The sequence below is a fragment of the Bradyrhizobium sp. CCBAU 21365 genome (assembly GCF_015291305.1).
GTDB classification, from domain to species: Bacteria; Pseudomonadota; Alphaproteobacteria; order Rhizobiales; family Xanthobacteraceae; genus Bradyrhizobium; species Bradyrhizobium elkanii.
This window is the reverse complement of sequence record NZ_CP030036.1, coordinates 1,498,025-1,523,268: the sequence shown is the minus strand read 5'-3', so window position 1 is coordinate 1,523,268 and position 25,244 is coordinate 1,498,025. Positions and strand designations below refer to the sequence as shown.

Sequence of the window (25,244 nt, the reverse complement as noted above, 5' to 3'; positions counted from 1 at the left end):
GCCGCAAGGCGGCCTCCTCCGGCGACAAAGGCGAAGCCTTTGCGCGGGCATGACGGATCACGGGAAGCGTGCCTTTCGACCTCAGGCTCTCACGGCCTTCGCCACGCCCCAACCGGCGATCGCGGCCATCACGAGCGAGATCAGCACGTTGTAGCCGGCCAGCGAAATGCCGAGGAAGCGCCACTGCACCTCGTCGCAGCGGACCACCTTGACCTTGTCGAGCTGGTCCAACAGCGAGCCGGCCTTGCCGAAATCCACCATCGGGCCGGTGCAATCGGTCGGTCCCGGCCAGAACCCCCATTCGACACCGGCGTGATAGCTGCCGAGCCCGGCATTGGCGAGCGCGGCGAGGCCGAGGATCACGAGGCCCGCGAGCAGCACCGGACGCGGCGCGCCGCGGGCGGCCGCGAGCGCCACCAGGGCGCCGAGCGGCACCGCAAGGTAATAGGCATAGCGCTGCTCGAGGCAGAGCGGACAGGGCATGATCTCCAGCACGAGCTGGAAGAACCAGGCGCCGGCCAGGGTCGCCGCCGCGATCACCGCAATCGCCAGCGCCGAGGTCAGCGCCGGATTGCCGGCGGCGGAAGCATGCGACGGATGGGCAGTGGCAATCGTCACGTCGGTCCTCCTGCGGGCATCGTTCGGGAGGGTCATGGGCCCTGCTCCAAGATCGTCGATTGCGGTCGTATCGCGTGAAAATACCGCTGTCGAGGCGCGGGACAATCACTTCCGCGCGGGTTGACCGTGACGGCCGCCGTCCGCCGCGGTCAGATCGCGTTCAGTCGATGATGCGTGGGAACGCGCAGGCCCCACTGGGTCATCGCCGCCTGCAACTCATCGGAAAAGAGAAGACTCGGATTGAGCAGCCTGCGTTCATGTGCGTCATCGAGATCGACGAACCGGACAATACCGTTACGCTCGCGCCTCCGCCTAGAAGTAGGTTGCCGCAGCCGTGGCTAGGCTTGGGGACGGTGGCAGCGGAGGCCGCCGCCGGGCAAACTCTTCCGTGACCGCCATGCGGACGGGCGACGGCGTTGCGTCGTCCCTGGGATCACCCCGGAAATTCCGCTGCCGGGGCGCGGGACATCCCGTCCGCGCGGGTTGACCGTGACGGGCCGCCCGCTATAGTCCGCCGCGCTTCGCGACCCCGGCCTTCCCGGTCGGGACCATTGCGAATGCCCCTGTGGCGGAACTGGTAGACGCGCTCGACTCAAAATCGAGTTCCGCAAGGAGTGCTGGTTCGATTCCGGCCAGGGGCACCAACCACGTTGTTCGCCTCCGTTCCTAAGTGTTCGCAGCCGTCCGCGTAGCGCTTCAAACCCTTGAAAAATAGGCACTTCTGCATAGCTCGGTGTTCGTCACCGTTTGTTCTCATCCGATGCCAGCCGCTCGATTTGTTGGTATTTCTGTTGGTATCGAGAGAACAGATGTTCACGGCGACTTCCGTTGTTCCTAACTAAGGAATTGAGCAGATGGCCCGCAAGAACGACGGCGTGGACGCAAATCCAAAGCAGATCAGGACCGACGTCGACTGCCGCGTTGCCCGACCGAAATTCGGCGGAGGCGCGTGGAGTCCGACCAAGATTTCCGACGTGACCGGCGGCGGCCTCTATCTCTTCGTCACGCCGGACGCGAGCAGGCCCGGCAGCGCCGCTTCCAAGCTCTGGCGGATGGGCTACCGCTTCCACGGCCGCCAGAAAACCTACTCCATCGGCCCTTACGGCAATGGCCGCGACGGCACGTTCTCTCTTGCCGACGCGCGGCGCGAGCGCGACAAGGCCAAGGACCAACTCAAAGAAGGCAAAGACCCGAGCACCGAGAAGCAGCTCGACAAGCACAGGCAGGCGGCGGCCCGGCCTTTCGAGCAATGGGCCGACGAGTGGCTCGCGAAGAAAAAGGTGGAGAAAGTCAAACGCGGCAGGATTGTAGCGGTGCGCGACCCCAAGACCATCGAGGTGCTCGAGCTGCGCGTCGGCTATGTCAAAAATCGCTTCGGCAAGCTGTGCAGGCAGGACATCAAGCGTCCGGACGTGCTCGCGTTCATGCGTTCATACGAAGCTGACGGGAAGCTTGAAACCCGCGACCGCGTGCGGAGCATTGGTGAGCAAATCTGCAATTATGCCGATGTCGAAGGCGACGGCTACAACCCATTCCGCAACCTGAATGGGCAGATGATTGCCAACATATCAACGCCACGTCCCGGCGTCACCGAACCACGTGACGTGACGCGCGTCTTCAAGCTCATCAGCGCACCGTGGACAAGAGCGAGATTTGGTGACGTTGTTGGCCTTGCTTTACGCTTCGATGCGCTGACCATTCCCCGCCCCGGCATGGTCAATGAAATGGAATGGAGCGAGGTCGATTGGGATACAAAACGCTGGACTGTTCCAGCCGCCAAGATGAAGACCGGCTGGGACCATGTCGTGCCTTTGTCACGGCAGGCACTCGCAATCCTGCGGAGCGTTCAGAAGTTGACCGGCCATCGCCGATATGCATTTTCCTGCTCGAAGGATGCGCCGCTATCAAACAACACGCTCAACAAGCGCTTGCGGCTGCTTGGCATTGACACCAAGACGGACCATTGTGCCCACGGGTTCAGAACCACTTTCTCGACTCTGTCTCACCACGAAGAGATCAAGGACGCCAAGGCATGGGACGGCGACGTCGTGGAGCTGCAACTCGCGCATCTCGATAACTCCACTGTGGAAGGTCTCTACAAGAAGCACGGACCACTTGCGCTGATCGGCTCGCGCTCGAAGCTGATGCAGCATTGGGCTGATCGAATCGACCAATGGCTCGATCCCAAGAAGGTGGTGCCGATCAAGGAAGGAGCTCAGCGTTGACTCAATTGTGCGGCTGATTGAGGTTTGGTCAGGCCGAAATAGTTCGGTCTACAAGTTCGAGAAGCGATCGTACTATCACCAAGCGCCGCCGCCCGATGGTAGTCGTGATAAGCTGGCCTGATCCTATCAGCTCATAAAGCTTTGTGCGTCCCAAGCCCGTTACCGCGCAAGCTTCGTCCACCGTGCAGCTGAGTCGCTCGCGAAATGGAACCACATTCCCGTCGCGATCATTCGCAGGCGAAAACGAACTTCCAGTCGGTCTTCGTCCGTCCTCCTCAGGTGGCCCATCCGTCATAGTCTCTCCTAGTTGCAGCGTCTGGAGACTGATCGGATGATACAAAACGCAACGACGAAGACACATCAACAGCTCTTAATATTCGCGAACTGATCTTCGGCAATTTCAATCGAGTTAGGCCATATGCACATCAAGCTCCGGCAAGCTTTGGCGCACGTGGTGAAGCTATTCAATAAGGCGTGAACAGTACGCGCTCCATTAGCTGCCCGCCTATTCTCGAGTTTGGGAGCGCGGGAGCGAGTGACAGGATCGATGCGCGAGAATATTTCCAGGTCGCGTCAGCGCAACCGCTCATAACGGTCTGGTTGCAGGTTCGAGTCCTGCCGGGCCCACCAGCGACCATCAGCAGCGGGTAATCGGATCTCCTTTTGTCCTCGGAGAGACTGCCGCACCGGAAACGTCTCGCCGTCATCCCCATCTACAGTTTCACAGGCGGCCTCACCAACAGCCTCTCCAGGCAATCGTAGATTTGGCGGCCCTTTCGCGCGAAAAGGCTAGGCAGCATGCAAACGTGCCCGCAGCAGCGATTCGACACTGGACGCGATCTCAAGCAAGTGCCGGTCGGCGTTCCTGCGGCCAATCAGCATCAGACCCGCGGGAAGACCATCGAGCGGCAATGGCAGCGAAATCGACGGGCAGTCGAGCATGTTGGCGACGCGCGGATTGCGCAGCACGAGGCCATTGCACTCATGGAACGCCGCATCCTCCTCAACGGAAGAGATCAACGGCGCACGGATTGGCGTGGTCGGCAGGACGAAAGCCTCATTGTTGCCGAAGCATTGCTCAAAGGAACGGATTGCAGCCTGCCGGGTCCGCACCATGCGGACATAGTCCGTGGCGAGGATGCCGGCCCCGGCTTCGATGCGGACGCGTGTTCGGGAATCAACCCCGTCGAGCGCCCGGAGCCCTAGACTGCGCAGCGTCGCACCGACCTCGATGGACGGGAACGTGCCCATCGTGTCTATTTCTGCGACATCATCGAGTGCACTCTCGATCGATCCGTCCTCGATCTGCAATCCACCCTTTCGGAGCTGCTCCATGGCATCCTCGAACGCGCCGAGCACATCTGGCTCGCAACCATGAAACAGCCGCCCGCGGGCAACGATAAGGCGGAACGCGCCGGGAGGGGCCGGGCGCAGCCGCGATGGCGCGCCTTCACCTGAAAGCACCTGATCAGCCCCAAAGCAATCTGCAACATTCGCGGCGATCGGGCCGATCGTATCGAGGCTCGAGGATAGCGAGAATGCGCCGGCGGTCGGCACGAAACCGCTGGTCGGCTTGAAGCCGACCGCGCCCGACAACGCCGCCGGGATTCGGAGCGAACCGCCGGTATCGCTGCCAATGGCGATGTCGGCCATGTCATCGATTACCGAGACCACCGCGCCTGATGACGAGCCTCCCGGCACGCGCTCGCGGTCTCGCGGATTGCCTGGCGTTCCATCATGTGGGTTCGTGCCGAGCGCGGAGAAGGCAAACTCCGTCATCTGTGTCTTGCCGATGACGATGGCACCCGCAGCCCGCAGCCGTTTCACGACTTCAGCATCCTCAACGGCCGGCCGCAGACGGCGCAACACGGCCGACCCAGAGCTCGTGACCGTGCCGGCAACGTCGAACAACGCCTTCACCGAAACGATTCGGCCATCGAGCGGCCCGCGAGAGCGACCCGTAGCTGCGCGCCGGTCGGCAGCCTCAGCCTCCCAGCGGGCGCTCTCCTCGAACACAGCCGTGAAGACGTTCTTTGCTTCCGGTGAATGGATCCGCGCAAGTGCCGCTTCGAGCCGAGTAACGGCGGAAGGATGCGAACGATCCGGTGTTGCTATCATGACAACACCCGGATCAGGACACGACAGGCAGGACTCTGACGTCGTAACTATGGGTCAAGGACCGGTTAAGGACCGGATCCGTCAGCTCCATTTCGAAGCGTGTCCCGGGCCGAATGCCGCCGATCGCGCCGGGCGTGCCGCAAAACATCAGCGTACCGGCCGACAACATGTCTGTCCCAGTGTAGCGACGAATGAGATCGCGCGGCGTCCTGAGCGAGGAGACCGGGCTATCCTGGTAGAGAGCCCGTTTGCCGTCGATCGTCGCCCACGAGCGAAGGACTAATTCATCCCAATGCCCCTCGATATCGGCATAAGACCAGAGCTGGGAGCCGACCGGCTTGCCGCACAGCTGCTTCGAAAGTGCGATGCCTGAAGCCTCCGCATTGCGGTCGGTATGATCGGATCCGATCCCAACCCAGAGCCCGTCAGCCATGGCGACAATGACGGGCTCAACTTCTCCGGAACTGTCCGGCCCGAGCACGACGAGGCGGCTGTCCTGGGTCAAGGTTTGGGCTGCGACGCGGTAGTAGAGCGGTGTCGTCGAGGGGCGCGGAATGCCGAGCGCAGCGAGCTCCTCGATATGGTGCTCGATCGCCGCCGCGTCCCTGCCCGCCCAGCCGGCGATGACAAGGGACCCGATCTCGACAGCAATACGGTCGGTCCGGTCATTGGCGAGGCGTTCAAATTGCAGCAACATGGAATTCCCTATCCTTGCTCGATGTGGTCAGGATTTCGCCGCGCTCGATCTGCAGCGTCCTGTCCGCGATCCGGTCGAGCAGCGCGGGCGACGATTCGGTGATCAGCATGGCAAGCTCGGGCCGATGCTTGCGCAATTCGCCGAGCGTCCTCGCATAGTCGAGCGCGAGGGCCGGCGCCAGCCCCTGGAAGGGCTCGTCGAGCAGTAGGACCTTACGTGCCACCGTCAGCGCGCGCCCCAGCGCGACCATCTTCCCCTGCCCTCCGGAAACGCCGCCGGCGGGCCTGGAGCGCATCACGTGCAATTCGGGCAGTAACTGGTAAATCTCGTCGAGCCTGCGCGCGATCTCGGCACGGTCGAGCTTCAGCGCCAACGCCGGGAGACGGATATTCTCCTCCACGCTCAGCTCCGGAATGAGGCGCCGGTCCTCCGGCGCATAGCCGATCCCGGCGCGGGCGCGGGTGTGGGCAGGCCTGCTGCCGAGATCATCGGCATCCAGGCGGACGGAGCCCTCGTCGAGCGCGATGAGACCCATGATCGCGCGCAGCGTCGTGGTCTTGCCGGCGCCGTTGCGGCCGATCAACACCGTCGTCTTGCGCGCGATGATCTCGCAACTGACCGCGCGCAGCACGCGGACGCTCTCGATCGAGACGCTGACCTTGTCGAGCCTCAGCATCAGGCCACCCCTACGACGCGTTGGCGCACTTGCGCGTTACTGAACACCTCGTCGGGCCGTCCCTCAGCCATGATGTTGCCGGCGTTCCAGACCAGGACGCGGCTCGCGTAGCGCGCGACCACGTCCATGTCGTGCTCCACAAACAGCGCCGTGATGCGGCGCTGACGCAGCGCGCCCATGAGCGCCTCCATAAGCGGGAAGCGTTCGAGGGCGCTCACGCCACTGGTCGGCTCATCCAGCAGCAGCAGCCGCGGCTTCAGCGCCAACGCAACCGCAATGTCCAGCAGCTTGCGATGCCCCTCAGGAAGCGTGCTGCTGGTCCGGTTGGCGTCGCCTGCAAGCCCGACCAGGTCGAGCAAGGCTCTCGCCTCGTCTCGCCGCCTCGCTGTTTCGAGCGGCTGAACCGCGCTCCAGAGACCATCAGTTGCCGCGAGCGCCAACATCATGTTCTCGATGACGCGCTGTGCGGAGAAGAGCTGCGGAATCTGGAATGCGCGGGCAACGCCCCGGCGTGCGATGGCACGCGGCGACAGATGGGTGATGTCGTGGCCGTCGAGCAGAACGCTGCCGGATTTCGGTCGGATATAGCCCGTGCAGATATTCAGCAGCGTCGTCTTGCCAGATCCGTTCGGACCGATAATCGCGAGGAACTCGCCGTCCTCAATCGCGATGCTGACGTCGTCGGCGGCCTTGACCCCGTTGAATGAGACGCGAAGGCCCTTGGCCTCCAGGATGGGACGCGTCATAGGCTCGCCGCCTCCTTGCGCGCGAACAGTCCGTAGACCCCTTGCGGCATGAACATGATCACGATGATCAGCGTCACGCCGACGATTAAGTTCCAGGTATCAGTCACGGTCACTGCTGCACTGTGCAGCAACTCCAGGAACAAGGCCCCGATGAACGCGCCCGGAACGCCACCAATGCCGCCGAGCACGGCGATCAGCACGAGATGACCCGATGCGGTCCAGAACGCGAAATCCGGGACCACGCGACCGATCGCAAGGCCGGCTATGGCGCCGCCAAGACCGGCGAGCGCCGCCGAGACGACATAGGCGATCAGCAGAACCGCCCAGACCGGAATGCCCAGATATTCGAGCCTGATCTCGTTGGTATGGACCGCCGAGAGCGCATGACCTAGCGGGCTGTTCAGGTAGCGCTCCACGGCAAGGCCAACGAGCACCATCAGCCCGAGGCTGAAATAGAACAGCACGCTCTTGAAGGCCGGTTCGCCGAGCACGACGCCAAATACAGCCGGGACCGGCACAGGCATGCCGTCGGTCCCGCCGGTGACGCCGTACAGTTTTGCGCACAGCGCATAAAACACCATGGAGACCGCAAGATTCAACATCGCGAAGAAGATCGCGCGATAGCGGACGAGAAACGATCCGGCGATGGCGCCCACGAGCGCACCGCCCAGCACCGACAGAATCAGCAGCAGCCCAAGATCGTTGACGCCGGCGCGCGCCAGGAACGCAACCGCATAGGCGCTCGCGGCAAAGAACATCGCATGGCCGATCGAGATCAGCCCGGCGCGGAGCAGCACGGCGACGCCGAGGGCCGCAAACCCCTTGGCGATCGCTAGAGTCAGGACGAACTGAAGCCAGGGCGCGGCCACGGGCAACAGCGCGAGGACGAGGACAGCCGCGGCGGCAGTGATCGTTCGCATCATATCCTCCGCGCCGCCACCGACCCGAACAGCCCGTAGGGACGGATCAGAAGAACGACAAGCATCGCCGCATAGGGTGCGACGGCATCCAGCGACGGCGCCAGATATATCGCGAGCACGCGCGCCAGGCCGACGATCAGCGAGGCCAAGGCCGCCCCCTCGATTTGCCCAAGACCTCCGATCGCAGCCACGGCAAAGGCAAGCACCATCGTATCCGCTCCGAGCCCCGGGGCGATGCCTGACGTCGGCGTCGCCAGCGCGCCGCCCAATGCTGCCAGGAACACGCCGAGTGAGAACGCCAGAATGAAGATACGGTTGGTGTCGATGCCAATCGCCTGCGCCATCTCGCGATCAGTAACCACGGCCGTGATCAGGCGTCCAAGCCGGGTGTGGTTGATCAGAAGCCGCAGGCCGATGACGACGAGGAACGCCATCCCGATCAGGAGGATCTGGTAGTTGAGATAGACAACGCCACCGATAGAGGTGGTCCCGAGCAATCGCATCGGCGCGTCTTCGTAGAAAGACTGCACGCCAAAGATCACGCGCTGGAGATCTTCCAAGATGAGGAACAGCCCGAACGTGATCAGGATCTGCACGGCCTCCGACTTGCCATAGGTCCAGCGGACGAGGCCTCGTTCGATCAACGGACCGAATATCGCCGCGACGCACACGGCACTGAACAGGAGCGCCGGGAACGACCAATACGGGTTGAGCTGCCGGCTGGCGATGAACAGGCAGATCGAGGCCGCGACATAGCCGCCGATCGAATAGAGACTGCCATGGGCAACATTGAGGACTCGCAGCACGCTGAAGACGAGCGTCAGGCCGACCGCCGCGAAGAAGATCAAGGCGGCGCTCGCCAGACTGTCCAGCAGCAAGGGGATGACTGCATTCAACATCGGCCTATGCCTTCCGTCATTGAAATCAGGTGAACCTCATCCCGGCCTATTTGTAGCTTCCAGGCTTCGGCAGGTCTTTGGCGAACTCGGGCTTCAGCGTCGCAATCCACGCGAGCGGATCTTGACCGGCCTGCGGCATCAGGCTCTCGCCCTTGTAGCGGACCATGTCGCCAATGACGGGAAACTGCTGCGCCGACATCCTTACGGTCACACCGACGATCTGGTCGACTAGGCCGTCATTGTCGGCCCGCGTCTGCGCGGTGCCGGTCAGAGTCTCGACCTTGCTGCCCTTCATGGCGTCGGCGAGCTCGGCACGAGTCGGCCATTTGCTGCCGTTCTTCTGCATCGCGGCGTCGTAGGCGGCTTTCACATAGATGAGCGCGTTGGCCATCTTGATCGACGGGAACGCCGGATACTCGCCGAAGCGCGCCTTATAGGCCTCAGCAAACTTCACGGTCTCCGGCTTGGCCTTGGCGTCCGGTGACATCCACCAGCCATCGCCGAGAACTCCGACGATCACTCCGTCGGGCAAAGGCACGCGCTGCAGCACTGTCTCGCCCAGCGCGAGGATCACCTGGCTGCTCGTGAAGATTCCACGCGGCGCAGCCTGGCGAACGAAGTTCTCGAGATCGGCCCCCCACAGATTTGAGAAGACGACGTCCGGGCGGGCGGTAGCGAGGCGAGAAATCTCGGTCTGGTAATTTGGTGAGCCGAGCTTCGGATAGAGCTCAGCGACGATCTCGACATCAGGCTTCAGGGCTTTCAGCGCCGCGATGAAGATCTTCGCCGCGTCATGACCAAACGCATAGTCCGGGTTGATGATCGCTACCGTCTTCACATCGGGTTTGCGGTCCAGCAGGTAGATCGCGTAAGCGACGAATTCGGGTACGGTGTTTCCGTTGGGCCGGAACACATATTTGCTCTTGCCGTCGATCAGCAGCTGATGGGTATCGCAGTTCCAGCCCACGGTCGGAACCTCAAGCTGCTCCGCGAGCGGCGCCAGCGCCAGACAATTGGCGCTCGACAAGGCGGCGACCATGACCTGGTTCTTTGCGTCCCCGGTGAGCCGGCGGTATTCCGCGATCACGCCTTGTGCGCCCTGCGCCTCGTCGACATAGGTCGCGCTGAGCGGCACGCCTCCGATGCCGCCCTTTGCATTGATCTCGTCGATCATGAGGTCAGCTGCGTTCTTGCCCGGCATGCCGTAGGCTGCGGCAGGACCGGATGTGAACGTGAAGATGCCCAGCCCCAACGCGGCTGGCTTCTCCTGCGCAGCGGCCGGCGTCGCGGCTACCACACCGAGCGCGAGCGCGCCGGCAAGTCCATCCACCATCCATCGAGCTTTGCCCTGCGGCACGCCGCAGTCCAGCCTGAAGAGCCATTCAACTGACGACAGGCAACGCGCAACTACAATGGAAATACCTCTGGACCCCATAATGTCTCTTCCCCCTGGGCTGGTCGAATGATGTTGTGCGGCAGCCATCCGGATCACACCGGATCGAAATAGTGCATCTCCAGAAGCAGGCAGCCGTTCACGGACTTGAACGGACCATGCGGCGCATGCGGCGGCCGGCAGGCGTATGTGTTCGGCGGGAAGCTCTTGCCGCCCTCGCCGTTCGCATCATTGCCGACGATCAGATCGCCCGAGACCAGATAGACCTCTTCCCAATATTCGTGGGAGAACGGTGCCGTCGTGTAGACGCCGGGCGCGAAGCGGAGCAGTCGCGTCCGCGTCCCGCGCCGGTTCTCCTCGTCCAGTCCACCCGCGATGATCTTCTGCTGGATGCCGGCCGGATAACCCGCCGGCACTTCCCAGCCAGTGGCCATATCGAGCGTATGGAATTCGTCGTGCTTCTTGTTGACAGACATGAATTGTCTCCCTGAATCATGCGGCTTTGCTGGCGGTCGAAACGCCGTTGAGGTCGTAGGAATCGAGCATGGTTTGAACGAGCCGGTCGGCGCCCGCCCAGTCGTATGTGCGATAGGAGTGCCCCTTGGTGACGAAGGTCGCGCCGGCGTAGAACATCTCGTATTGCTGGTGGCGCGAGCCGAACTCGGAGCCGACGGCGTCCCAGGCGAGCTTGTAGAATTTTACGCGGTCATGCGAGTTGGCCCTCGGCGACTGCTGGGTCCTGCCGATGAGGGCCGTGATCTCGGGGTTGTCGAAGTCCGCAACCGACGAAGGCAGCATGATCATGCCGCCACCCGCGAGCTCCCGAAGCGTGTTGATGATGTGTGCGTAAAGCTGCTGGGTCAGCACCTGCGCGGAGTAGAGCGTGTGCCGATCCGGGATGAAATAGGGACCGACCTGCGCGCCCTTGGCCTCCATTGCCGCCACCAGCGCATCGACCATGCCGGTCTCGGCCGCGAGCTGGCCGAGCATTTCGCGCACCTGCGGAAACTGCGTGACGCCGTTCATGTCGGCGGTGCGATGCGCAAGGCCGGTCAGGAATTTGAGCTTCACGCTCAAGCGCACCATCGCCTGGTAGTTCTGATAGACGTGGCAAGGCGTGGCGTGGAACTGCTTCTGGCACATCTCGACGTTGCCTTCGATGAAGACGCGGTCCCACGGCACCTTCACGTCGTCGAAATAGAGGACCGAGTCGTTCTCGTCGAAGCGGCTCGACAAGGGATTGTCGAATACCGCGCCGGCAGCATCCTCATAGGATTTGCGCGACAGCATCTTCAGGCCCTTCGTGTTCATCGGGATCGCGAAGGACATCGCGTAACGCTCTTCGCCCGGACGCATCGGCTGGATGGTGGTGACGAAGACCTCGTCGGCCACCACGCCGCCGGTGGCGAGCATCTTGGCGCCACGGATCGTGATCCCTTCGGCGTCGCGGTCGACGACTCCAGCCGTGAGGAATGGATCGGCCTGTTCGGCTGCGCCCTTCGAACGATCGGCCTGCGGATTGATGATGACGTAGGTGAGATAGAGGTCCTTGTCGCGGGCGTAGCGGTAGTAGCTCTCGAGCGCGCCGGCGCGGGCCGGATCATACGCCTTGAAGACGTCGAGCCCCATGTAGAGCCCGGAAATGCAGGATGCCACGTGGTCCGGCGCGCGCCCCATGAAACCGGCATGCAGCGAGGCCCACGCCTCGAGCGCCTTGCGCCGCGTCACAAGCTCGGCATAGGAGGTCGGAAGCTGCCAGATGCGGTTGGCGCGGCTCGCGCCTGTATCGAACGTCATCAGCTCCGCATTCTCCGGCGCGTTCGCGAAGTCGAGCAAGCTGGCCATGGAGCTGGCGAGATTGCGGAAGGCATGGTGCGACGTGACATCGCCGACCGAGGCGCCGTTGATGTAGATGGTCCGGCCGTCCTTGAGGCCCGACAGATATTCCTTTGCGCTACGCATCGCAGGTCTCCGGTTTAGAGCTAGTAGTGAATGGGAAGCGGCCAAGTCGGCTCGCGCTGGGTTTCATCGACGAGATCGCGGTATCGACCGCGGAAGAAGATCAGGGGAGCGGCACCCTCGGCGCGGCTCGCGTGCCTGATGACACGGACTACGAAGATGACGTGGTCGCCGCCCTCGTAGACCGCGTAGGGCACGCATTCGAAATGAGCCATCGCGCCCGAGATCAGCGGCGCCTCGGCATGGCCGAGCGACGTCCTCACCTGGTCCCATTTGTTGGAGAGAGCGCGCGCGAACTGGTTGGAGATGTTCTCCTGGTCGCGCGCCAGGATGTTCACGGCAAATCCCTGGGCTTCGAGCATCGCGGACAGGCTGCGGGCCTTGCGGTCGACACTGAAGAGAACGAGCGGCGGATCGAGCGAGACGGAGTTGAACGAGCTCATGGTCATGCCGATGAGCTCTTCCCCCTTGCCGCGCGCGGTCACCACCGCAACGCCGGTGGCGAATTCGCCAAGGGCACGCCTGAATGCACGGTCCTCCATGGAACACCCGCCTCGTTGCCTGGCATCTGATTTATAATTCTCGAGTAGCTTTCTGACAAAGCTATGTATGAATGTCAAGCCCACTTGCTGGGCGCACGCATGCGTGCTTCTTAGGCAAGCCGCAATGCCATGATTTGGTGAGGAGATTGACCGCGTGACCGATGCGCTTTTGACGGCGTCGAAACCCGAGCTGCTCGACAAGGAAGGAGACCGCACGCTTCGCGGCGTGCTCTACGACTATTTCGCGTTCGGACGCAGCCTGGAAGCATGCCGGGAAATATTCGCAGGCTTCGTCGACCTGTCGCCGACCCAGTATCTGATCCTGATCGCGATCAAGAATTCGACGGCAGAAGAACCGATGGGCGTGAATCAGGTCGCCGAACGGCTGTATCTGAGCGGCGCCTTCGTCACCAACGAGATCAACAAACTGGTGTCCGACGGCTTGCTCGAAAAGACGCCCCATCCCGAGGACGGACGTCGGGTGCAACTTGCTCTCACCCAGCGCGGAATGAGCCTGTTGATCCGCCTTGCCGCCTTGCAGCGACCGGTCAACGACGCGTTGTTTGGAATGCTGACGCGTGAGGAGTTCAAAATGCTGGCCCAGCTGCTGTCCAGGCTCGCGTCAAACGCTGATAGCGCGTTGAAGTTGGCCGTACATGTGCAGGCTACGCTCAAGTTTCAGGAGGAGGATCGGCGGGCCTCCGCAGCGAGTCCGCCGGATTCCCGCAAGAAGCGGCGCGTAACGCGGCGCAACAGTCGATAACGCCAACCGGAGGGTGCCGCCTTGCCTCATCCCACGGCTCAGTTCGAAGGCGGAAGATACGGAAACAGAGGCTGAAAGCTCAAACTAGCCGCACCAGTTTCGCACCGGAAACAAACTGATCGAAGCCCAACGGACGCGATCGAACTCAAACGAAAACGCAGTAAAATCAACCAATCCGTCCGCTATTCTCCCGCTCATAACGGTCTGGTTGCAGGTTCGAGTCCTGCCGGGCCCACCAATGAGATCAATACCTTACTTCGTTCTCGTTGCCCGCGGCGCGACGACCGCACCAGAAACCGCACCAGATACGTGCTGTTTTCGTTCACACGAAAATTCGCGACGGCGTCAGGCAAGCTCACCTGCTGATGAGTGGACGCGACAGTGCCATCCCACGATCCTCGCCTTCGGCCGACGGAGAGGCACCGACAGAAGCAGTCTCTCCCTTTGGCGGTGAAGTCGGCCATCTCCGGCAAAGCGGAAGCAGCCATAACGCCAATCAAGTCCGCTAAGCGTCTCGGTCGTGCAAAAATGGCCTAAGGGATGTCGGTCCTGACTACCAGGAGCCGGGTTTGTCTCAGGCCGCGATCGCAGCGATCGACGGCTTGATGCCGACAATGTTCATGACCCGCGTCAGGTTGTAGGCCAGAACCGAGAGCGCCATCTCGGCGGCTACTTTCGGAAGCGTTTCGGTCAGGAAGTGCGTCGCCCCCATACGGGCCTTCATCGTGCCGAAGGGGTGTTCGACCGTCTCCCGGCGCTGGCGCATGGCTTGTGGGTTTGCGTCAAGCCGCTGCTGCACAGCCTCAACTAGATGCTCATGCTCCCACCGTGTAATCCGCCGCTCAGGCCCGGTCGTGCATTGCGATTTGAGCGAACAATTTTGACAGGCGGTGGTCCAGTAGACGGCACCCACAGGCGCCGGCGAACGATGAATGGTCGGCATCGGCCGCGGTGATGACCAACGTATCGGGGTTCGCGAGACGAGGGATAAAGACCCCGGAATAACAGGCAGAGATGACCACCACCTTGTATCGCATGCCAGTCCGCGCCAGCATGGCGGCGAGATGGGACGGCGTGAGCGTTTGCGTAAGCCGCCCGGCTTTGATTGCAAGCCCGTCGGGGGAGCCGTGCGAGGTGAGAATCAAGAACAGAACATCATTCTCGGCGTCCATCCCATTGGCCACCGCCTGCAAGGACTTAGCCAGGCCTTCAATCTTTGCACCTCCGCCTTTCTTCGAATTGAGTTGCGCGTTGACTGGGCCGCTCCCGAAACGACCCGCTACGACCTGTGCTGCGCCGGTCGCCTCGCTTCTAAACACGCCCTGATCGCCGAAAAGGCCGAACGACACCACGCTCACCTTGCGAGCGTCCTCAACGGCGTGCACCGGCGAAGCCAACGGCGCGACGGTCAAAACAAAAGCGACGAGCGGCGCGCCAAGTCGGCTGATCCGAGAGCCGATCCAAGTGCCGTTCCAAGAACCAGTCCAAGGCTTGCACGCCATGGCGAACCTCGTTTGGTGATCGCCACCTAGCATATGGCGATTCAAGTTGACGGCATTGCGCCCCAGTTCAGCGATTCCTTACCGCAACCCCGCCTCGGTCGATATTTTTCTCCGATCACGCGAAAAATTGCGATGCCGGCTCAGCGAACGCCGGCAACGATCACGCGCGCTCCCGCGTCGGCGAGAAGCTTGCACTGCTCCTCAGGTGCGCCGACATCAGTCACCAGAGTCCAGCGCTGCGGCAGCGGCGCCCAGGCCATCTGTTCGGCGCGGCCGAGCTTGCTGGCGTCGGCGAGAACGATAACTTCCTTCGACTGCTGCATCATCAGCGACTTCAGTGCGACCTGTTCGAGATCCGCTTCGCACAGGCCACGGCCATTCACCACGCCGTCGGCGCTCATGACGGCGCGGTCCGCGGTCATGCGCCGCAGCGCCTCATTGGCGAGCGGCCCCATGGTGCTCATGCTGGTGGTGCGCAGCGCGCCGCCCAGCACCACAAGCTCTAGGGTCGGAGCCTTGGCGAGGAAGGGCAGCAGCGCAAGATTGTTGGTGATGATGCGCAGCCGCCGCTGCTGCAGCAGTCGGCCGAAGGCTGCGACCGTCGAGCCGGCATCGAGAATCAGCGTGTCGCCATCCTCGATCAGATCGATCGCCGCGCGCGCGATCGCCTGCTTCTGTTTGCCCTGAACCGCGAGGCGCTGCTCGAGCGTCGTCTCGTTCACGTGGGCGGTGAGAATGGCGCCGCCATAGGTGCGGCGCACGGCATTGTTCTTGGAAAGATGCTGCAGGTCGCGCCGCACGGTGGAAGCGGAGACGTCGAAGCGCCGCGCGAGATCGTCGACATCGATCTCTCCCGCGTTCAGTGCTTCCAACAGACGAGCGTGACGCTCCTTGCTGCGCATCGACATCGAACCTCAGCCCCCGGATTCATTGCCGTCAGCCGAGCTCGACCGTATCGGCTTCGCGGCACGGCCGATGGATACCACGATGCATCGGCCGCGCAATGTCAGCGCTTAACGCGCATCTCGCTCCTTATCCTGAGGAGCCCGCGCAGCCCCCTCAAGCCGTCCTCTTCGGCGCGAGATCGACCGCCTGCCGCAGCGCTTCGATCAGGCTGCGCTCGTCGGCGATGCCCTTGCCCGCGATGTCGAAGGCGGTCCCGTGATCGACCGAGGTGCGGATCACCGGCAGACCAACAGTGATGTTCACACCGGCTTCCAGCCCCAGCACCTTGATGGGTCCATGGCCCTGATCGTGATACATCGCGACCACCATGTCGTAGTCGCCGCGGCCGGCCAGGAAGAACAGCGTGTCGGCAGGCAGGGGGCCGTGCACGTCCCAGCCCTTGCGCTGACAGGCTTCCACGGCCGGCGCGATCTTCGCGGCTTCCTCGCCGCGACCGAACAACCCGTTCTCGCCGGCATGCGGATTGATGGCACAGACGCCGATCTTCGGATTGGCGACGCCGGCGCGCACCAGCACGTCATGTCCGCGTGCGATGACACGCTCGACGAGGCCGGGCTCGATCTTCTCGATCGCATCGAGCAGGCCGATATGCGTGGTCACGTGAATGACGCGGAGTTTCGGCGACACCAGCATCATCGATACTTCCGGCGTGCCGGTCAGATGCGCCAGGAGCTCGGTATGGCCGGGATATTTGTGGCCGGCCGCATGCAGCGCTTCCTTGGAAAGCGGCGCGGTGCAGATGCCTTGCGCGAGCCCTGCCTGCACCACCTGCACGGCTTTCTCGATGTAGCGATATGCCGCCTCACCTGCCGTCGCCGACACCCTGCCGAACGGCAGATCGTCCGGCACCAGCTTCAGGTCAATGCACTGCACGGCCTTCGACGCAAAATTTGCCTGCTTCGCGTCGCTCAACGCATCGACCTCAAGCGGCACGCCGACGATCTGACCGGCCTTGCGCAGACGGTTGGAGTCGCCGATCACCAGCGCATTGCAGATCGCCTGCACCTGCGGCTGCGCCAGCGCCTTCATGATCACCTCGGGCCCGATACCGGCCGGATCTCCCATGGTGATCGCAATGGTCGGACGAGTCATATGAAACTTCCTCTGGTTCGGACGGCGCGAAGCCGCTCGCTGATGCGGATGAGGCTGTTCTCGTCACCGAACGCGCCCGCTTTGGTGGCGATCGGAACAGACAATCGGCCAAGAGTAAGGCCGAGCGACACGCCCGGCTCGATTTCGTCGGCAAGACGGATGCCGTTGACGCCGAAGCGCGACAGCATCGCCGCGGCGGTTTCGCCGCCGGTCGCAGCGAAGGCGCCGATCGCGGGTGCGACGGCCTCAAGAGCGTCGGCGAGCCCCTTGGCGAGCCGCGGGCCGAGCGACATGTCGGGGTGATCATCCATCATGATCTCAACCAGTGTATCGCCGCCGCCGGCAAGTCGTTTCATCACGTCCGCGGCGAGCGCCGCCCGGCCGGCACCATCGTTGAGCAGCGTCTCCGGCGCGACCGGGAAATGCGCCACGGTGCCGGTCGCCTCCAGCGCGCGCGCGGCGACGCGAGATGCGCCGGCGAGCGAGCCCACCACGATCAGGGTGCCGGATGCGCTCGTCGGGATGCGCAGCGGCTCGACGGCATGGCTGACTTCGAGGCCGGCCAGCGCGTGCGCGAGGCCGGCGCTACCGATGAAGAAGGTTGCGGGCGATGCATGCAGGCTCGCCTCCGCGATCAAACGCAGATCGTGTTCAGTCTCGGCGTCGCAGGCCGCGACCACGTCGCCCTCCCAGGCGAGCCTCGCGAACGTGGCTTTGAGATCGCCACCGCGCACGGCAGCGAGCTTGACCTTCTCTCCGCGAACGCCCGCGGTCGCGAGAACGTCGACAAGATCGGCATTCGGGTAGGTGTGGTCGCGGTGCCAGACCTCGGCCTCCTCGAGGCGGCGGCCTCTGACCAGGATACGCCCGTCGATGGTGGTGCGGCCGGTGGCCGGAAAGGCCGGCGCGAACACGCCAAAGGCCGGACCTGGCCGTGACTTGAGATGCGCAAGCGCGGCGGCAGTCTCCGCTGCAGGTTGCCCCCGCAGCGTCGAGTCAATCTTCTTGAAAAGAATACGTCCGCCTTCGCACAGGCGCGCCAGCACATCGGCATGGCGGGCTGCAGCAGCCCCGGCCGAAAGGCCGCGACTCGCGGCATCGTAGGCCAGGACGGGCAGCTGGTAACCCGACGCGTCGGTCACCTCACCCCACGTCACCGCAGCCGCACGCCCCATTCTGCCGAAGGCGATCGCACAGTCCGCGGCACCGGTGAGATCGTCAGCGACGATCAGCCAGCTTTGGCTTGACGCGCTTTCTTGACGCGAACCGGTATCCACTTCGCTCGAAAGCGCTTTAGGGGCCATCTTCAGCGACCTTCAGTGACTTTGCCTCAGTGACTTGCCTCAGTGACAACCGAGCGCGCCGCGGGGGTCATCTTGCCGGCAGAAGCCGCGTTGTTCTCTTCTGCAGGCTCCTCGACGTCGCGACCAACAACGCGGGCTGTCCAGGCGGTGACGATCGGCACGAGGATTGCGGTAACCACGACGCACGCCGCGACGAGGATAGTCGCAGGCCGCGCCGCGTCCGCATAGGCTGGATTCGCCGCGGCGACAATCGCCGGGACGGCCGCCGCATTACCGGCCGTCGAGGCCGCCGCAACACCCGCGACACCATTCCCGCCGGTGATGCGATCGGCGAAGAACAGCGGGATGCCGGTCACAATGACCACGGCCACTCCCATGCCGAGGCCAAGCAGGCCGGCCTGCCAGACCTTCGACAGATCGAGGCCGGCGCCGAGCGCGAAGGCGAAGAACGGGATCATCACAGGCACCGCGCGGCTCAGGAAGTCGCGCATCTCCCTGTCGAGATTGCCGATGATCATACCCACCACCAGAGGCAGGATAGCGCCCACGAGGGTCTGCCATGGAAATGCCGAGAGGCCGGCGACGCCCAGAGTGATCATAGTGAGGAAAGGACCGCTCTCCAGCGACATGATGGTATAGGCGCCGACGTCACGCGGACGTCCATATTGGCCCATCAACGCCATATAGAGACCGCCATTGGTGTCGTTCATGGCGGCGACGATCGCGAGCGTCGAGACACCCGCGAACATGCCAGCTGCGACCGGCGTCTCCCCCAAAATGCGGCCGAAGAGCACGCCGAGGGCAACGGCCACGCCAACCTTCACGATCAGCAGGGTGCCGCCCTTCTTCACAATGTAGGGGGTGGCGCGGAAGTCGATGCTCGCGCCCATGCAAACGTAGAACACGGCGAGAATTGTCAGCGCGCCAGAGAACAGTGCGCCGGTGAAGGAGCAAAAAACTTCGGGGTATCGGGAAAGAAGGTGGCAATAAGCGCCCCGACCAACAGAGGGACCACCATCATCCCGCCCGGCACGCTCTCGATCGCCCGCTTAATTGGAACCTGCATTTCTGTTGTCCTCCCGCACACCGCGCACTTCCGATCATTTTGCGCGTTTTTGCTATAAAAACGAGCAAACGCCGGCCGTATATGCTCATATCACGCAGTACTCAAGACATATTGCATATTTTGCGCAAAATTGATCATTCGCTCCGTCAGATTGATTTTGCTTGTGGGAGAATGCCAGGGAATTGGGTCATGAGAGGTTGGGCACGGTGCTCATCGCACAGATGCTCGAAACGCTTGCTTGGGGCAACATCCACCGAAGCCGCGACTGTCGCATGCTTCGGCCGCAAGGGTGCCGGCCGGGCCCTCGCCTGCAGGCGGGACACCGCCTCGGCCAGCGGAACGTCGGCCTGTAAGTCGTCGCGCTCGCGCAGGCTTACCCGGACGTCCCGTCCCTCATCTCACACCCGCCGACGATGGCCATCACCGGCACCGCCATTTCACGCGCCACCGCGACGCGCCGCGAAAGGGTCGGCGCGGTCATAGGCAACGGCTCGGATCCCGGCATCCTCGAACGCCGCCAGCACCTGTGCGCCGTATCCGGCTTGGTCTTTCGAGATCGTCGCTGATGCGGTCGGAGATCGTTCGCGATCTTCGGCTGATAGGTGCAACGTCTATCCGCGAATTGTCGTTAAAAGGACCTGCGCTTTCGTGGCCGTGAACGACAAGCGTGAGAGCCAACGCGGTGATCTCGCGCCCCACGAACCACTGCTGCTAGACGTCGAAGAACACCGTCTCGTTGTCGCCCTGCAGATGCACGTCGAACGTGTAAACCTTGCCCGCACTGGCCTTGCGCTTGGCGATCAAGGTGGCGCGGCGATCGGACGGCACCAGTGCCAGCACGGAATCGCCGGCGTTGCCGGCTTCGTCGTCGAAATAGATCCTTGTGTAGAGATGCAGCAGCATGCCGCGGGCGAACACCGCGAGCACGATGTGCGGCGCCTGCGGCTTGCCGTCGGCATCCGGCACCACACCCGGCTTGATAGTGTCGAAGGCATAACCCCCGCTCTTGTCGGTGCCGACGCGGCCGAAACCCTTGAAGGACGAATTCGGCAGCGCGCGCTTGTCCTGCGGATCGGAGAAGCGGCCCTGGCTGTCAGCCTGCCAGATCTCCAGCATGCAGTCCGGGATCACGACGCCGTCGCCGTCATAGACCGTCCCCTCGACGCGGATGCGCTCGCCCGAGACGTCAGGCGTCAGCAGGTTGTTGCTGAAGGCGTCGTTCCACGCATATTCGCCGTTCGGCGTCAGGCCATACTTGAAGTAGGGGCCGACGGTCTGCGAGGGGGTGATTCCATCAGGACGCTGGTTTGCCACTTACCTGGTCTCCATCGGCGTGGCGTTGCGCCCGCGCAGCACGATATCGAAGCGGTAGCACAGCGCCCGTTCCGGCTTGGTGTTTTCGAGATCGAAGGACGAGATCATCCGCGCCCGCGCCTTCTCGTCGGTCACCGAGTTGAAGATCGGATCGAACGGGAACAAGGGATCGCCGGGGAAGTACATCTGCGTGACGAGACGCGAGATGAAGGAATGGCCGAACACCGAGAAATGGATATGCGCGGGCCGCCACGCATTGTGGTGATTGCCCCAGGGATAGGCGCCGGGCTTGATGGTCGTGAACTTATAGTAGCCTTGGGCATCGGTCTGGGCCCGACCGGCGCCGGTGAAGTTCGGATCGAGCGGCGCCGGATGCTGGTCAACGACATGGATGTAGCGGCCGCAGGCATTGGCCTGCCACAGCTCGACCAGCGTGTTCGGCACGCCGCGGCCGTCCTCGTCGCGCACATGACCGTGCACGATGATGCGCTCGCCGAGCGGCTCGCCCTTGGCCTGGATGGTGAGATCGTTGTCGTGCGCACGCACGGTCTCGTGACCATAGACCGGCCCGGTCAGCTCGGAGAGCGTGTGCCGCATCGGGATCAGCGGCTTGATCGGCGCGCGCTTGATCGCGCTTCGATACGCCGGAGACAGACGCGCGGGATGGACGCGGTTCGAAGCGACCGGGTAGATCAACGTCATGGGCTTGCTCCAGTTCGACGCTGGTCCGCATTTGCCCGGCGTCAGGCCGGCGCCTTGAAGTCATACGAAATGCGCCCGGCCGGCAGATAGAACAGGGCGATGACAGCTCCGCCCCTCACTTCGGGATAATGCCGGCTGCCGGGATCGGGCGCGGTCCAGCCCGGCCCCTGCCAGCCCTGTAGCCCCTTCAACTCGGCGCCCTTCTCGAGGGGAACGACGAGGTTGAGCTCGCCATAGGGATGGCCGTGATACTGCCCGCGCAACACGTCATGATCGTCCTCGTCCTTGAAGCGGCGCGGATCGGCGCTGTTCATGTAAACGGCCGTGATGCTGAACTGAAAGGTTTCGGGGACCGGCTCAAGGATGCGGCTGCGCCGATAGTTCGGGCCTTCCACCTCCTGGTTCGCGGCCCAGCCCTCCTCGACTCCCATTTTGATGAGACGCGCGAGATCCTGATAGAGCGCGCTGTCCTCGCCATAGGTCTCGTTGAGCCATCGCTCCATCGCCGCGCTCGGCGTCATGTCCTTGACCTCGCGCAGAAACGGAATGCTGCGTTCGATCAGCTGTTCACGGCTTCCCATGATTCTCTCCTGGTCTAATTTTCGAAACCCTTGAAGGAGGCAAAGGCTTCCAGATCGGCGCGCGGCATCAGCCGCGCTCTCGCCTGCTGCTTGGGGTGGCCCATCGAGATCCCGCAGGCCACCATCTGCTCCGCGGGGATCGACAAAGCCGGACGCAAGATCCGGTGGTACTTGGCGAAAGTTTCCTGCGGACACGATTGCAGCCCGCGTCCCACCGCTGCCAGCATTACGTTCTGGATGAACATGCCGAGATCGAGCCAGCTTCCCAAGGCGAGGCGCCGATCGATGGTGACGATCAATCCAACCGGCGCGCCGAAGAACGAATAGTTCTTCGCGGTCTGCCGGCTCCTCGCCGCAGCATCGCTTTGAGCGATCCCGAGCGAGGAGTAGAACAATCGCCCGAACTCCTGACGACGGCCGAGATATGGCTCGGGGAAAGCGGTGGCGTAGTATTGATATTCGGAGACGTGCTCGCTCGGCTCGTTCTCATACGCATGCAGGAGCGCAGCGGACACCTCGGTTTTGGCGGCGCCGGCGAGCACGTAGATGTGCCAGGGCTGAATGTTCGCGCCGCTCGGCGCGAACCGCGCCACGCGCAGGATCTGCTCGATGGTCGATCGGGAGACCGGACTGCCGGAGAACTCGCGGCACGACAGCCGGCCGGCGATCACCTCGTCGATCGGATTGCGCGCGGCTCCGCACGCCATATCACGGTCAATCATGACTTCTTCACGAGCGAGCATCCGCCCTCCTCCATCGGTCTGAAGGCCTCTTCGCCCGGGATCATGGCCAGCAGCTGGTAGTAGTCGAACTGGTACTTCGACTCCTCCGGCGACTTGACGCGGAACAAATACATGTCGCGGACCAGCCGGCCATCGGGACGGATCCTACCGTTGCGGGTCATGAAATCGTTGACCGGCAATTCGCGCATCTTGGCCGCGACCGTCGGCCCATCAAGCGTGCCGGCGGCTTCAACTGCCTTGAGATAGTGCATGACCGCACCATAGGTGCCGGCATGGATCATGGTGGGCACCTTCTTCGTCTTCTCGATGAAGCGCTTCGACCACGCACGCGTCTCGTCGTTGAGGTCCCAGTAGAAGGCGGAGCTCAGCATCAAGCCTTGCGCGCTCTGCAGCCCGAGGCTGTGAATGTCGGCGATGAAGACGATCAGGCCGGCAAGCTTTTGCCCGCGCGTCACGCCGAACTCGCCGGCTTGCTTCACGGCGTTGATGAAGTCGCCGCCGGCGCCGGCGAGCGCGATCACGTCGGCCCTGGAGGCCTGCGCCTGCAGGAGGAAAGACGAGAAATCGGGTGTGTTGATCGGGTGCTTGACCGCGCCGACCACCTTGCCGCCGGTGGCGTCGATCACCTTGCGGCTGTCGGCCTCGAGCTGCGCACCGAGCGAGTAGTCGGCCGACAGGAAGAACCAGGACTTGGCGCCGAGACGCGAAATCGCCCGCGTCGTCCCTTGCGACAGCGCGTAGGTATCGTAGGTCCAGTGGATACCGGTCGGCGAGCATTCGTCACCGGTCAGCCGGGACGTCGCGGCGCCGGTGGCAAGAAACAGCTTCTTCTTGTCGCGTGTGATGCCCTGCACCGCCAGCGCGACCGCGGAATTCGGTACGTCGAGGATCGCCTCGACGTTCTCATTCTCCAGCCATCGCCTAGTGATCGCCGAACCGATATCGGCCTTGTTCTGATGATCCCCCGCGACGATCTCGATCGGCCGCCCGAGCACCCTGCCCTTGAAATCGTCGACCGCCATCTGCACCGCGACGACCGAGCCCTGGCCGCCATTGTCGGCGTAGAGCGAGGACATGTCGGTCAGCACGCCGAGCCTTACCGGCACGTTCTGAGCACTCGCCGACGTCGCCGTCGCGAGAGTCAGCGCCAGTCCGAACAACGTTCCCGCGACACTCAGAGCTGATCTTACCCAGGCCTTCATCGTTGTTCTCCTCCCAACCCGGCGGCGGCAATGTTGGCCAGAACGCCACGGTACGGAAGTGAAAGTCTCGCAGGATGATCCTGAACCGCCTTCAGATCGCTGACGGCGGCGACGCGCGCTCGGGCAATCCGTTGCATCCGCCGGGCGTCTGGCCTTAACTGCGCGCGATCGCAAGAATCTGCCGAGGCGCGCGATCCGCTGCAGACGGGGCTCTCATCGTGTCCGTTTCCTTCAACACATTGGACCTGAATCTGCTCAAGGTGTTCGACGCCGTGATGGAAGAGCGCAGCGTACTGCGAGCCAGCCAAAAGGTCGCGCTGAGCCAGTCCGCCGTCAGCCACTCGCTGGCGCGGCTGCGCGAAATGCTGGACGACGAGCTGTTCGTGCGCACGGCGACCGGCATGCAGCCGACGGCCCGCGCATTGACGATGGCCCCGCAGGTTCGCCAGGCGCTGCGATCGCTGGAGGCCGCGGTCGAACTGCCAACCTTTGCTCCGGCGGTCTCGACCAAGCCATTCACGCTGGCCGCCAACGACTTTACGACGATGGTACTGGCGCCGCCGCTCCTGAAGATCCTGAGCCGGGAAGCTCCGGCGATCGACCTCACCATCAAGCCGGTGACCCGGATTGATCTTGCCGAGCAAATCGACCTCGGCCGCATCGACGTCGCGATCGGCGTGTTCTCGTCTCCGCCGAGCCGCTTCCGTACGGCGCTGCTGTTCGAATATGACGATGTGCTGATCGTCGGCAAAAAGCGCAAGCTTGGCCGGCTCGACAAGGCAAAGCTCGCGACCTTGCCGCTGGTCGTCGTGTCCTTTGGCGGCGAGCAAGAGGGCGCGATCGGCGGCTTCATCTCCGAGCGCGGGCTCGCCAGGCGCTCGGAAATGTACGACCGCCCCGCGCTCGAACGGGCGCTGTCCGACAGCGACAAGCCGCCGCGGATCGCGGTCTCGCTGCCGCATTTCCTCGCGCTGCCGGCACTGCTGGTCGATTCCGAACTTGCGGCCATCGTTCCGCGGCCGCTGGCGCGTGCGCTCGAGCAGGCGCATGCGATCGCGACCTATGAACTGCCCTACACCACGACGCCCGTGGAGGTTCGGCTGCTCTGGCACGAACGCGTCGAGCACGAACCTTCGCACGAATGGCTTCACGAGGTGCTCCGGCGCGCCACCGAACAACTCAGGCGCGGCCGCTAGCGGCCGGCCACGGTCCAACT

Annotated in this window: 27 protein-coding genes, 1 tRNA gene and 1 pseudogene; 5 read left to right on the top strand and 24 right to left on the bottom strand. The window is 63.2% G+C overall.

The genetic code is table 11. The annotated features are described in order from the left end of the window. Positions 1-81: 81 nt before the first annotated feature. Positions 82-654, bottom strand: coding sequence for a disulfide bond formation protein B (locus XI02_RS07145; protein WP_244980794.1), 573 nt, complete (start codon positions 652-654; stop codon positions 82-84). Positions 655-1,177: 523 nt separating this feature from the next. Here XI02_RS07145 and XI02_RS07140 point away from each other — a divergent pair. Both XI02_RS07140 and XI02_RS07135 read left to right on the top strand, forming a co-directional pair. After that, positions 1,178-1,262: transfer RNA gene (locus tag XI02_RS07140), tRNA-Leu, on the top strand. Positions 1,263-1,472: 210 nt separating this feature from the next. After that, the gene (locus XI02_RS07135; RefSeq protein ID WP_172648702.1) at positions 1,473-2,843 is read left to right on the top strand and encodes a site-specific integrase; all 1,371 of its coding nucleotides are present in this window, start codon (positions 1,473-1,475) and stop codon (positions 2,841-2,843) included. Between the two features lie 28 nt (positions 2,844-2,871). Here XI02_RS07135 and XI02_RS46255 read toward each other — a convergent pair whose 3' ends face one another. From XI02_RS46255 to XI02_RS07080, 11 genes are all read right to left on the bottom strand, one after another. Further along, positions 2,872-3,138: a helix-turn-helix domain-containing protein gene (locus tag XI02_RS46255; RefSeq protein ID WP_370143982.1), complete on the bottom strand. Its 267-nt coding sequence runs from the start codon at positions 3,136-3,138 to the stop codon at positions 2,872-2,874. A 494-nt stretch (positions 3,139-3,632) separates the two neighbouring features. Continuing rightward, positions 3,633-4,961, bottom strand: a complete 1,329-nt coding sequence (locus tag XI02_RS07125) for an amidase family protein (protein ID WP_172648704.1) — start codon at positions 4,959-4,961, stop codon at positions 3,633-3,635. Positions 4,962-4,974: 13 nt separating this feature from the next. Next, positions 4,975-5,658 (bottom strand): DUF2848 domain-containing protein, encoded by a 684-nt coding sequence (locus XI02_RS07120; protein WP_172648705.1) that lies wholly within the window; start codon positions 5,656-5,658, stop codon positions 4,975-4,977. Then, positions 5,642-6,334, bottom strand: a complete 693-nt coding sequence (locus XI02_RS07115; RefSeq protein ID WP_172648706.1) for an ABC transporter ATP-binding protein — start codon at positions 6,332-6,334, stop codon at positions 5,642-5,644. The genes XI02_RS07120 and XI02_RS07115 overlap by 17 nt, the downstream gene beginning before the upstream one ends. Next, entirely contained in the window at positions 6,334-7,080 is a 747-nt protein-coding gene (locus tag XI02_RS07110; protein WP_172648707.1) for an ABC transporter ATP-binding protein, read from the bottom strand. The genes XI02_RS07115 and XI02_RS07110 overlap by 1 nt, the downstream gene beginning before the upstream one ends. Then, positions 7,077-8,000 carry a branched-chain amino acid ABC transporter permease gene (locus XI02_RS07105; protein ID WP_172649261.1) on the bottom strand — a complete coding sequence of 308 codons (924 nt, stop codon included), beginning with the start codon at positions 7,998-8,000 and terminating at the stop codon, positions 7,077-7,079. The genes XI02_RS07110 and XI02_RS07105 overlap by 4 nt, the downstream gene beginning before the upstream one ends. Beyond that, positions 8,000-8,899, bottom strand: a complete 900-nt coding sequence (locus tag XI02_RS07100) for a branched-chain amino acid ABC transporter permease (RefSeq protein WP_172648708.1) — start codon at positions 8,897-8,899, stop codon at positions 8,000-8,002. The genes XI02_RS07105 and XI02_RS07100 overlap by 1 nt, the downstream gene beginning before the upstream one ends. Before the next feature lie 46 nt (positions 8,900-8,945). Then, on the bottom strand, positions 8,946-10,382 hold the full coding sequence (locus XI02_RS07095) for an ABC transporter substrate-binding protein (RefSeq protein WP_244981163.1): 1,437 nt from the start codon (positions 10,380-10,382) through the stop codon (positions 8,946-8,948). Between the two features lie 5 nt (positions 10,383-10,387). Then, on the bottom strand, positions 10,388-10,768 hold the full coding sequence (locus tag XI02_RS07090; protein ID WP_172648709.1) for a cupin: 381 nt from the start codon (positions 10,766-10,768) through the stop codon (positions 10,388-10,390). 16 nt (positions 10,769-10,784) lie between these two features. Continuing rightward, entirely contained in the window at positions 10,785-12,254 is a 1,470-nt protein-coding gene (locus XI02_RS07085) for a 4-hydroxyphenylacetate 3-hydroxylase family protein (RefSeq protein WP_172648710.1), read from the bottom strand. 20 nt (positions 12,255-12,274) lie between these two features. Next, positions 12,275-12,793, bottom strand: a complete 519-nt coding sequence (locus XI02_RS07080) for a flavin reductase family protein (RefSeq protein ID WP_172648711.1) — start codon at positions 12,791-12,793, stop codon at positions 12,275-12,277. A 154-nt stretch (positions 12,794-12,947) separates the two neighbouring features. Here XI02_RS07080 and XI02_RS07075 point away from each other — a divergent pair, with 154 nt between their 5' ends. Next, positions 12,948-13,556, top strand: coding sequence for a MarR family winged helix-turn-helix transcriptional regulator (locus XI02_RS07075; protein ID WP_172648712.1), 609 nt, complete (start codon positions 12,948-12,950; stop codon positions 13,554-13,556). Between the two features lie 574 nt (positions 13,557-14,130). Here the strand turns inward: XI02_RS07075 and XI02_RS07070 are convergent. The 7 genes and pseudogenes from XI02_RS07070 to XI02_RS45965 all read right to left on the bottom strand — a co-directional run. After that, a pseudogene (locus tag XI02_RS07070) lies at positions 14,131-14,457 on the bottom strand (transposase); the annotation flags it as partial. After that, positions 14,399-14,728: a C13 family peptidase gene (locus XI02_RS46250; protein ID WP_371814153.1), complete on the bottom strand. Its 330-nt coding sequence runs from the start codon at positions 14,726-14,728 to the stop codon at positions 14,399-14,401. The pseudogene XI02_RS07070 and the gene XI02_RS46250, both read right to left, overlap by 59 nt. A gap of 470 nt (positions 14,729-15,198) precedes the next feature. Next, complete coding sequence (locus XI02_RS07060; RefSeq protein WP_172648713.1) at positions 15,199-15,966, bottom strand: DeoR/GlpR family DNA-binding transcription regulator; 768 nt, start codon at positions 15,964-15,966, stop codon at positions 15,199-15,201. 151 nt (positions 15,967-16,117) lie between these two features. After that, complete coding sequence (pdxA, locus tag XI02_RS07055) at positions 16,118-17,116, bottom strand: 4-hydroxythreonine-4-phosphate dehydrogenase PdxA (protein ID WP_172648714.1); 999 nt, start codon at positions 17,114-17,116, stop codon at positions 16,118-16,120. Beyond that, positions 17,113-18,420: a four-carbon acid sugar kinase family protein gene (locus tag XI02_RS07050; protein ID WP_194483380.1), complete on the bottom strand. Its 1,308-nt coding sequence runs from the start codon at positions 18,418-18,420 to the stop codon at positions 17,113-17,115. Before XI02_RS07050 ends, pdxA begins: the two co-directional genes overlap by 4 nt. A 26-nt stretch (positions 18,421-18,446) precedes the next feature. After that, positions 18,447-19,325, bottom strand: coding sequence for a 2-keto-3-deoxygluconate permease (locus tag XI02_RS07045; protein ID WP_244980797.1), 879 nt, complete (start codon positions 19,323-19,325; stop codon positions 18,447-18,449). Positions 19,326-19,336: 11 nt separating this feature from the next. Further along, entirely contained in the window at positions 19,337-19,486 is a 150-nt protein-coding gene (locus XI02_RS45965; RefSeq protein ID WP_244980798.1) for a 2-keto-3-deoxygluconate permease, read from the bottom strand. Between the two features lie 413 nt (positions 19,487-19,899). On the opposite strand from XI02_RS45965, the gene XI02_RS07040 reads away from it, so the two are divergent. Then, the gene (locus XI02_RS07040; RefSeq protein ID WP_172648715.1) at positions 19,900-20,052 is read left to right on the top strand and encodes a hypothetical protein; all 153 of its coding nucleotides are present in this window, start codon (positions 19,900-19,902) and stop codon (positions 20,050-20,052) included. Positions 20,053-20,197: 145 nt separating this feature from the next. Here XI02_RS07040 and pcaG read toward each other — a convergent pair whose 3' ends face one another. Genes pcaG through XI02_RS07015 form a run of 5 tightly spaced genes read right to left on the bottom strand, consistent with a single transcriptional unit; the run spans position 20,198 to position 24,028 of the window. Continuing rightward, on the bottom strand, positions 20,198-20,800 hold the full coding sequence (gene pcaG, locus XI02_RS07035) for a protocatechuate 3,4-dioxygenase subunit alpha (RefSeq protein WP_172648716.1): 603 nt from the start codon (positions 20,798-20,800) through the stop codon (positions 20,198-20,200). Continuing rightward, the gene (pcaH, locus tag XI02_RS07030; RefSeq protein ID WP_172648717.1) at positions 20,801-21,502 is read right to left on the bottom strand and encodes a protocatechuate 3,4-dioxygenase subunit beta; all 702 of its coding nucleotides are present in this window, start codon (positions 21,500-21,502) and stop codon (positions 20,801-20,803) included. It abuts the gene before it with no gap. A gap of 41 nt (positions 21,503-21,543) precedes the next feature. Further along, complete coding sequence (locus tag XI02_RS07025) at positions 21,544-22,083, bottom strand: DUF4863 family protein (protein WP_172648718.1); 540 nt, start codon at positions 22,081-22,083, stop codon at positions 21,544-21,546. Positions 22,084-22,097: 14 nt separating this feature from the next. After that, complete coding sequence (locus XI02_RS07020) at positions 22,098-22,805, bottom strand: nitroreductase (protein WP_245163882.1); 708 nt, start codon at positions 22,803-22,805, stop codon at positions 22,098-22,100. After that, the gene (locus tag XI02_RS07015) at positions 22,802-24,028 is read right to left on the bottom strand and encodes an ABC transporter substrate-binding protein (RefSeq protein ID WP_172648719.1); all 1,227 of its coding nucleotides are present in this window, start codon (positions 24,026-24,028) and stop codon (positions 22,802-22,804) included. The genes XI02_RS07020 and XI02_RS07015 overlap by 4 nt, the downstream gene beginning before the upstream one ends. 218 nt (positions 24,029-24,246) lie before the next feature. On the opposite strand from XI02_RS07015, the gene XI02_RS07010 reads away from it, so the two are divergent. Then, on the top strand, positions 24,247-25,224 hold the full coding sequence (locus tag XI02_RS07010) for a LysR family transcriptional regulator (protein ID WP_172648720.1): 978 nt from the start codon (positions 24,247-24,249) through the stop codon (positions 25,222-25,224). The last annotated feature ends 20 nt before the right edge of the window (positions 25,225-25,244 follow it).

Coding starts and splice junctions, on each gene's coding strand:
- XI02_RS07145 (WP_244980794.1), bottom strand. CDS start 654: ATGACCCTCCCGAACGATGCCCGCAGGAGGACCGACGTGACGATTGCC.
- XI02_RS07135 (WP_172648702.1), top strand. CDS start 1,473: ATGGCCCGCAAGAACGACGGCGTGGACGCAAATCCAAAGCAGATCAGG.
- XI02_RS46255 (WP_370143982.1), bottom strand. CDS start 3,138: ATGACGGATGGGCCACCTGAGGAGGACGGACGAAGACCGACTGGAAGT.
- XI02_RS07125 (WP_172648704.1), bottom strand. CDS start 4,961: ATGATAGCAACACCGGATCGTTCGCATCCTTCCGCCGTTACTCGGCTC.
- XI02_RS07120 (WP_172648705.1), bottom strand. CDS start 5,658: ATGTTGCTGCAATTTGAACGCCTCGCCAATGACCGGACCGACCGTATT.
- XI02_RS07115 (WP_172648706.1), bottom strand. CDS start 6,334: ATGCTGAGGCTCGACAAGGTCAGCGTCTCGATCGAGAGCGTCCGCGTG.
- XI02_RS07110 (WP_172648707.1), bottom strand. CDS start 7,080: ATGACGCGTCCCATCCTGGAGGCCAAGGGCCTTCGCGTCTCATTCAAC.
- XI02_RS07105 (WP_172649261.1), bottom strand. CDS start 8,000: ATGCGAACGATCACTGCCGCCGCGGCTGTCCTCGTCCTCGCGCTGTTG.
- XI02_RS07100 (WP_172648708.1), bottom strand. CDS start 8,899: ATGTTGAATGCAGTCATCCCCTTGCTGCTGGACAGTCTGGCGAGCGCC.
- XI02_RS07095 (WP_244981163.1), bottom strand. CDS start 10,382: ATGGCTGCCGCACAACATCATTCGACCAGCCCAGGGGGAAGAGACATT.
- XI02_RS07090 (WP_172648709.1), bottom strand. CDS start 10,768: ATGTCTGTCAACAAGAAGCACGACGAATTCCATACGCTCGATATGGCC.
- XI02_RS07085 (WP_172648710.1), bottom strand. CDS start 12,254: ATGCGTAGCGCAAAGGAATATCTGTCGGGCCTCAAGGACGGCCGGACC.
- XI02_RS07080 (WP_172648711.1), bottom strand. CDS start 12,793: ATGGAGGACCGTGCATTCAGGCGTGCCCTTGGCGAATTCGCCACCGGC.
- XI02_RS46250 (WP_371814153.1), bottom strand. CDS start 14,728: ATGGACGCCGAGAATGATGTTCTGTTCTTGATTCTCACCTCGCACGGC.
- XI02_RS07060 (WP_172648713.1), bottom strand. CDS start 15,966: ATGTCGATGCGCAGCAAGGAGCGTCACGCTCGTCTGTTGGAAGCACTG.
- pdxA (WP_172648714.1), bottom strand. CDS start 17,116: ATGACTCGTCCGACCATTGCGATCACCATGGGAGATCCGGCCGGTATC.
- XI02_RS07050 (WP_194483380.1), bottom strand. CDS start 18,420: ATGGCCCCTAAAGCGCTTTCGAGCGAAGTGGATACCGGTTCGCGTCAA.
- XI02_RS45965 (WP_244980798.1), bottom strand. CDS start 19,486: ATGCAGGTTCCAATTAAGCGGGCGATCGAGAGCGTGCCGGGCGGGATG.
- XI02_RS07040 (WP_172648715.1), top strand. CDS start 19,900: ATGGCCATCACCGGCACCGCCATTTCACGCGCCACCGCGACGCGCCGC.
- pcaH (WP_172648717.1), bottom strand. CDS start 21,502: ATGACGTTGATCTACCCGGTCGCTTCGAACCGCGTCCATCCCGCGCGT.
- XI02_RS07025 (WP_172648718.1), bottom strand. CDS start 22,083: ATGGGAAGCCGTGAACAGCTGATCGAACGCAGCATTCCGTTTCTGCGC.
- XI02_RS07020 (WP_245163882.1), bottom strand. CDS start 22,805: ATGATTGACCGTGATATGGCGTGCGGAGCCGCGCGCAATCCGATCGAC.
- XI02_RS07015 (WP_172648719.1), bottom strand. CDS start 24,028: ATGAAGGCCTGGGTAAGATCAGCTCTGAGTGTCGCGGGAACGTTGTTC.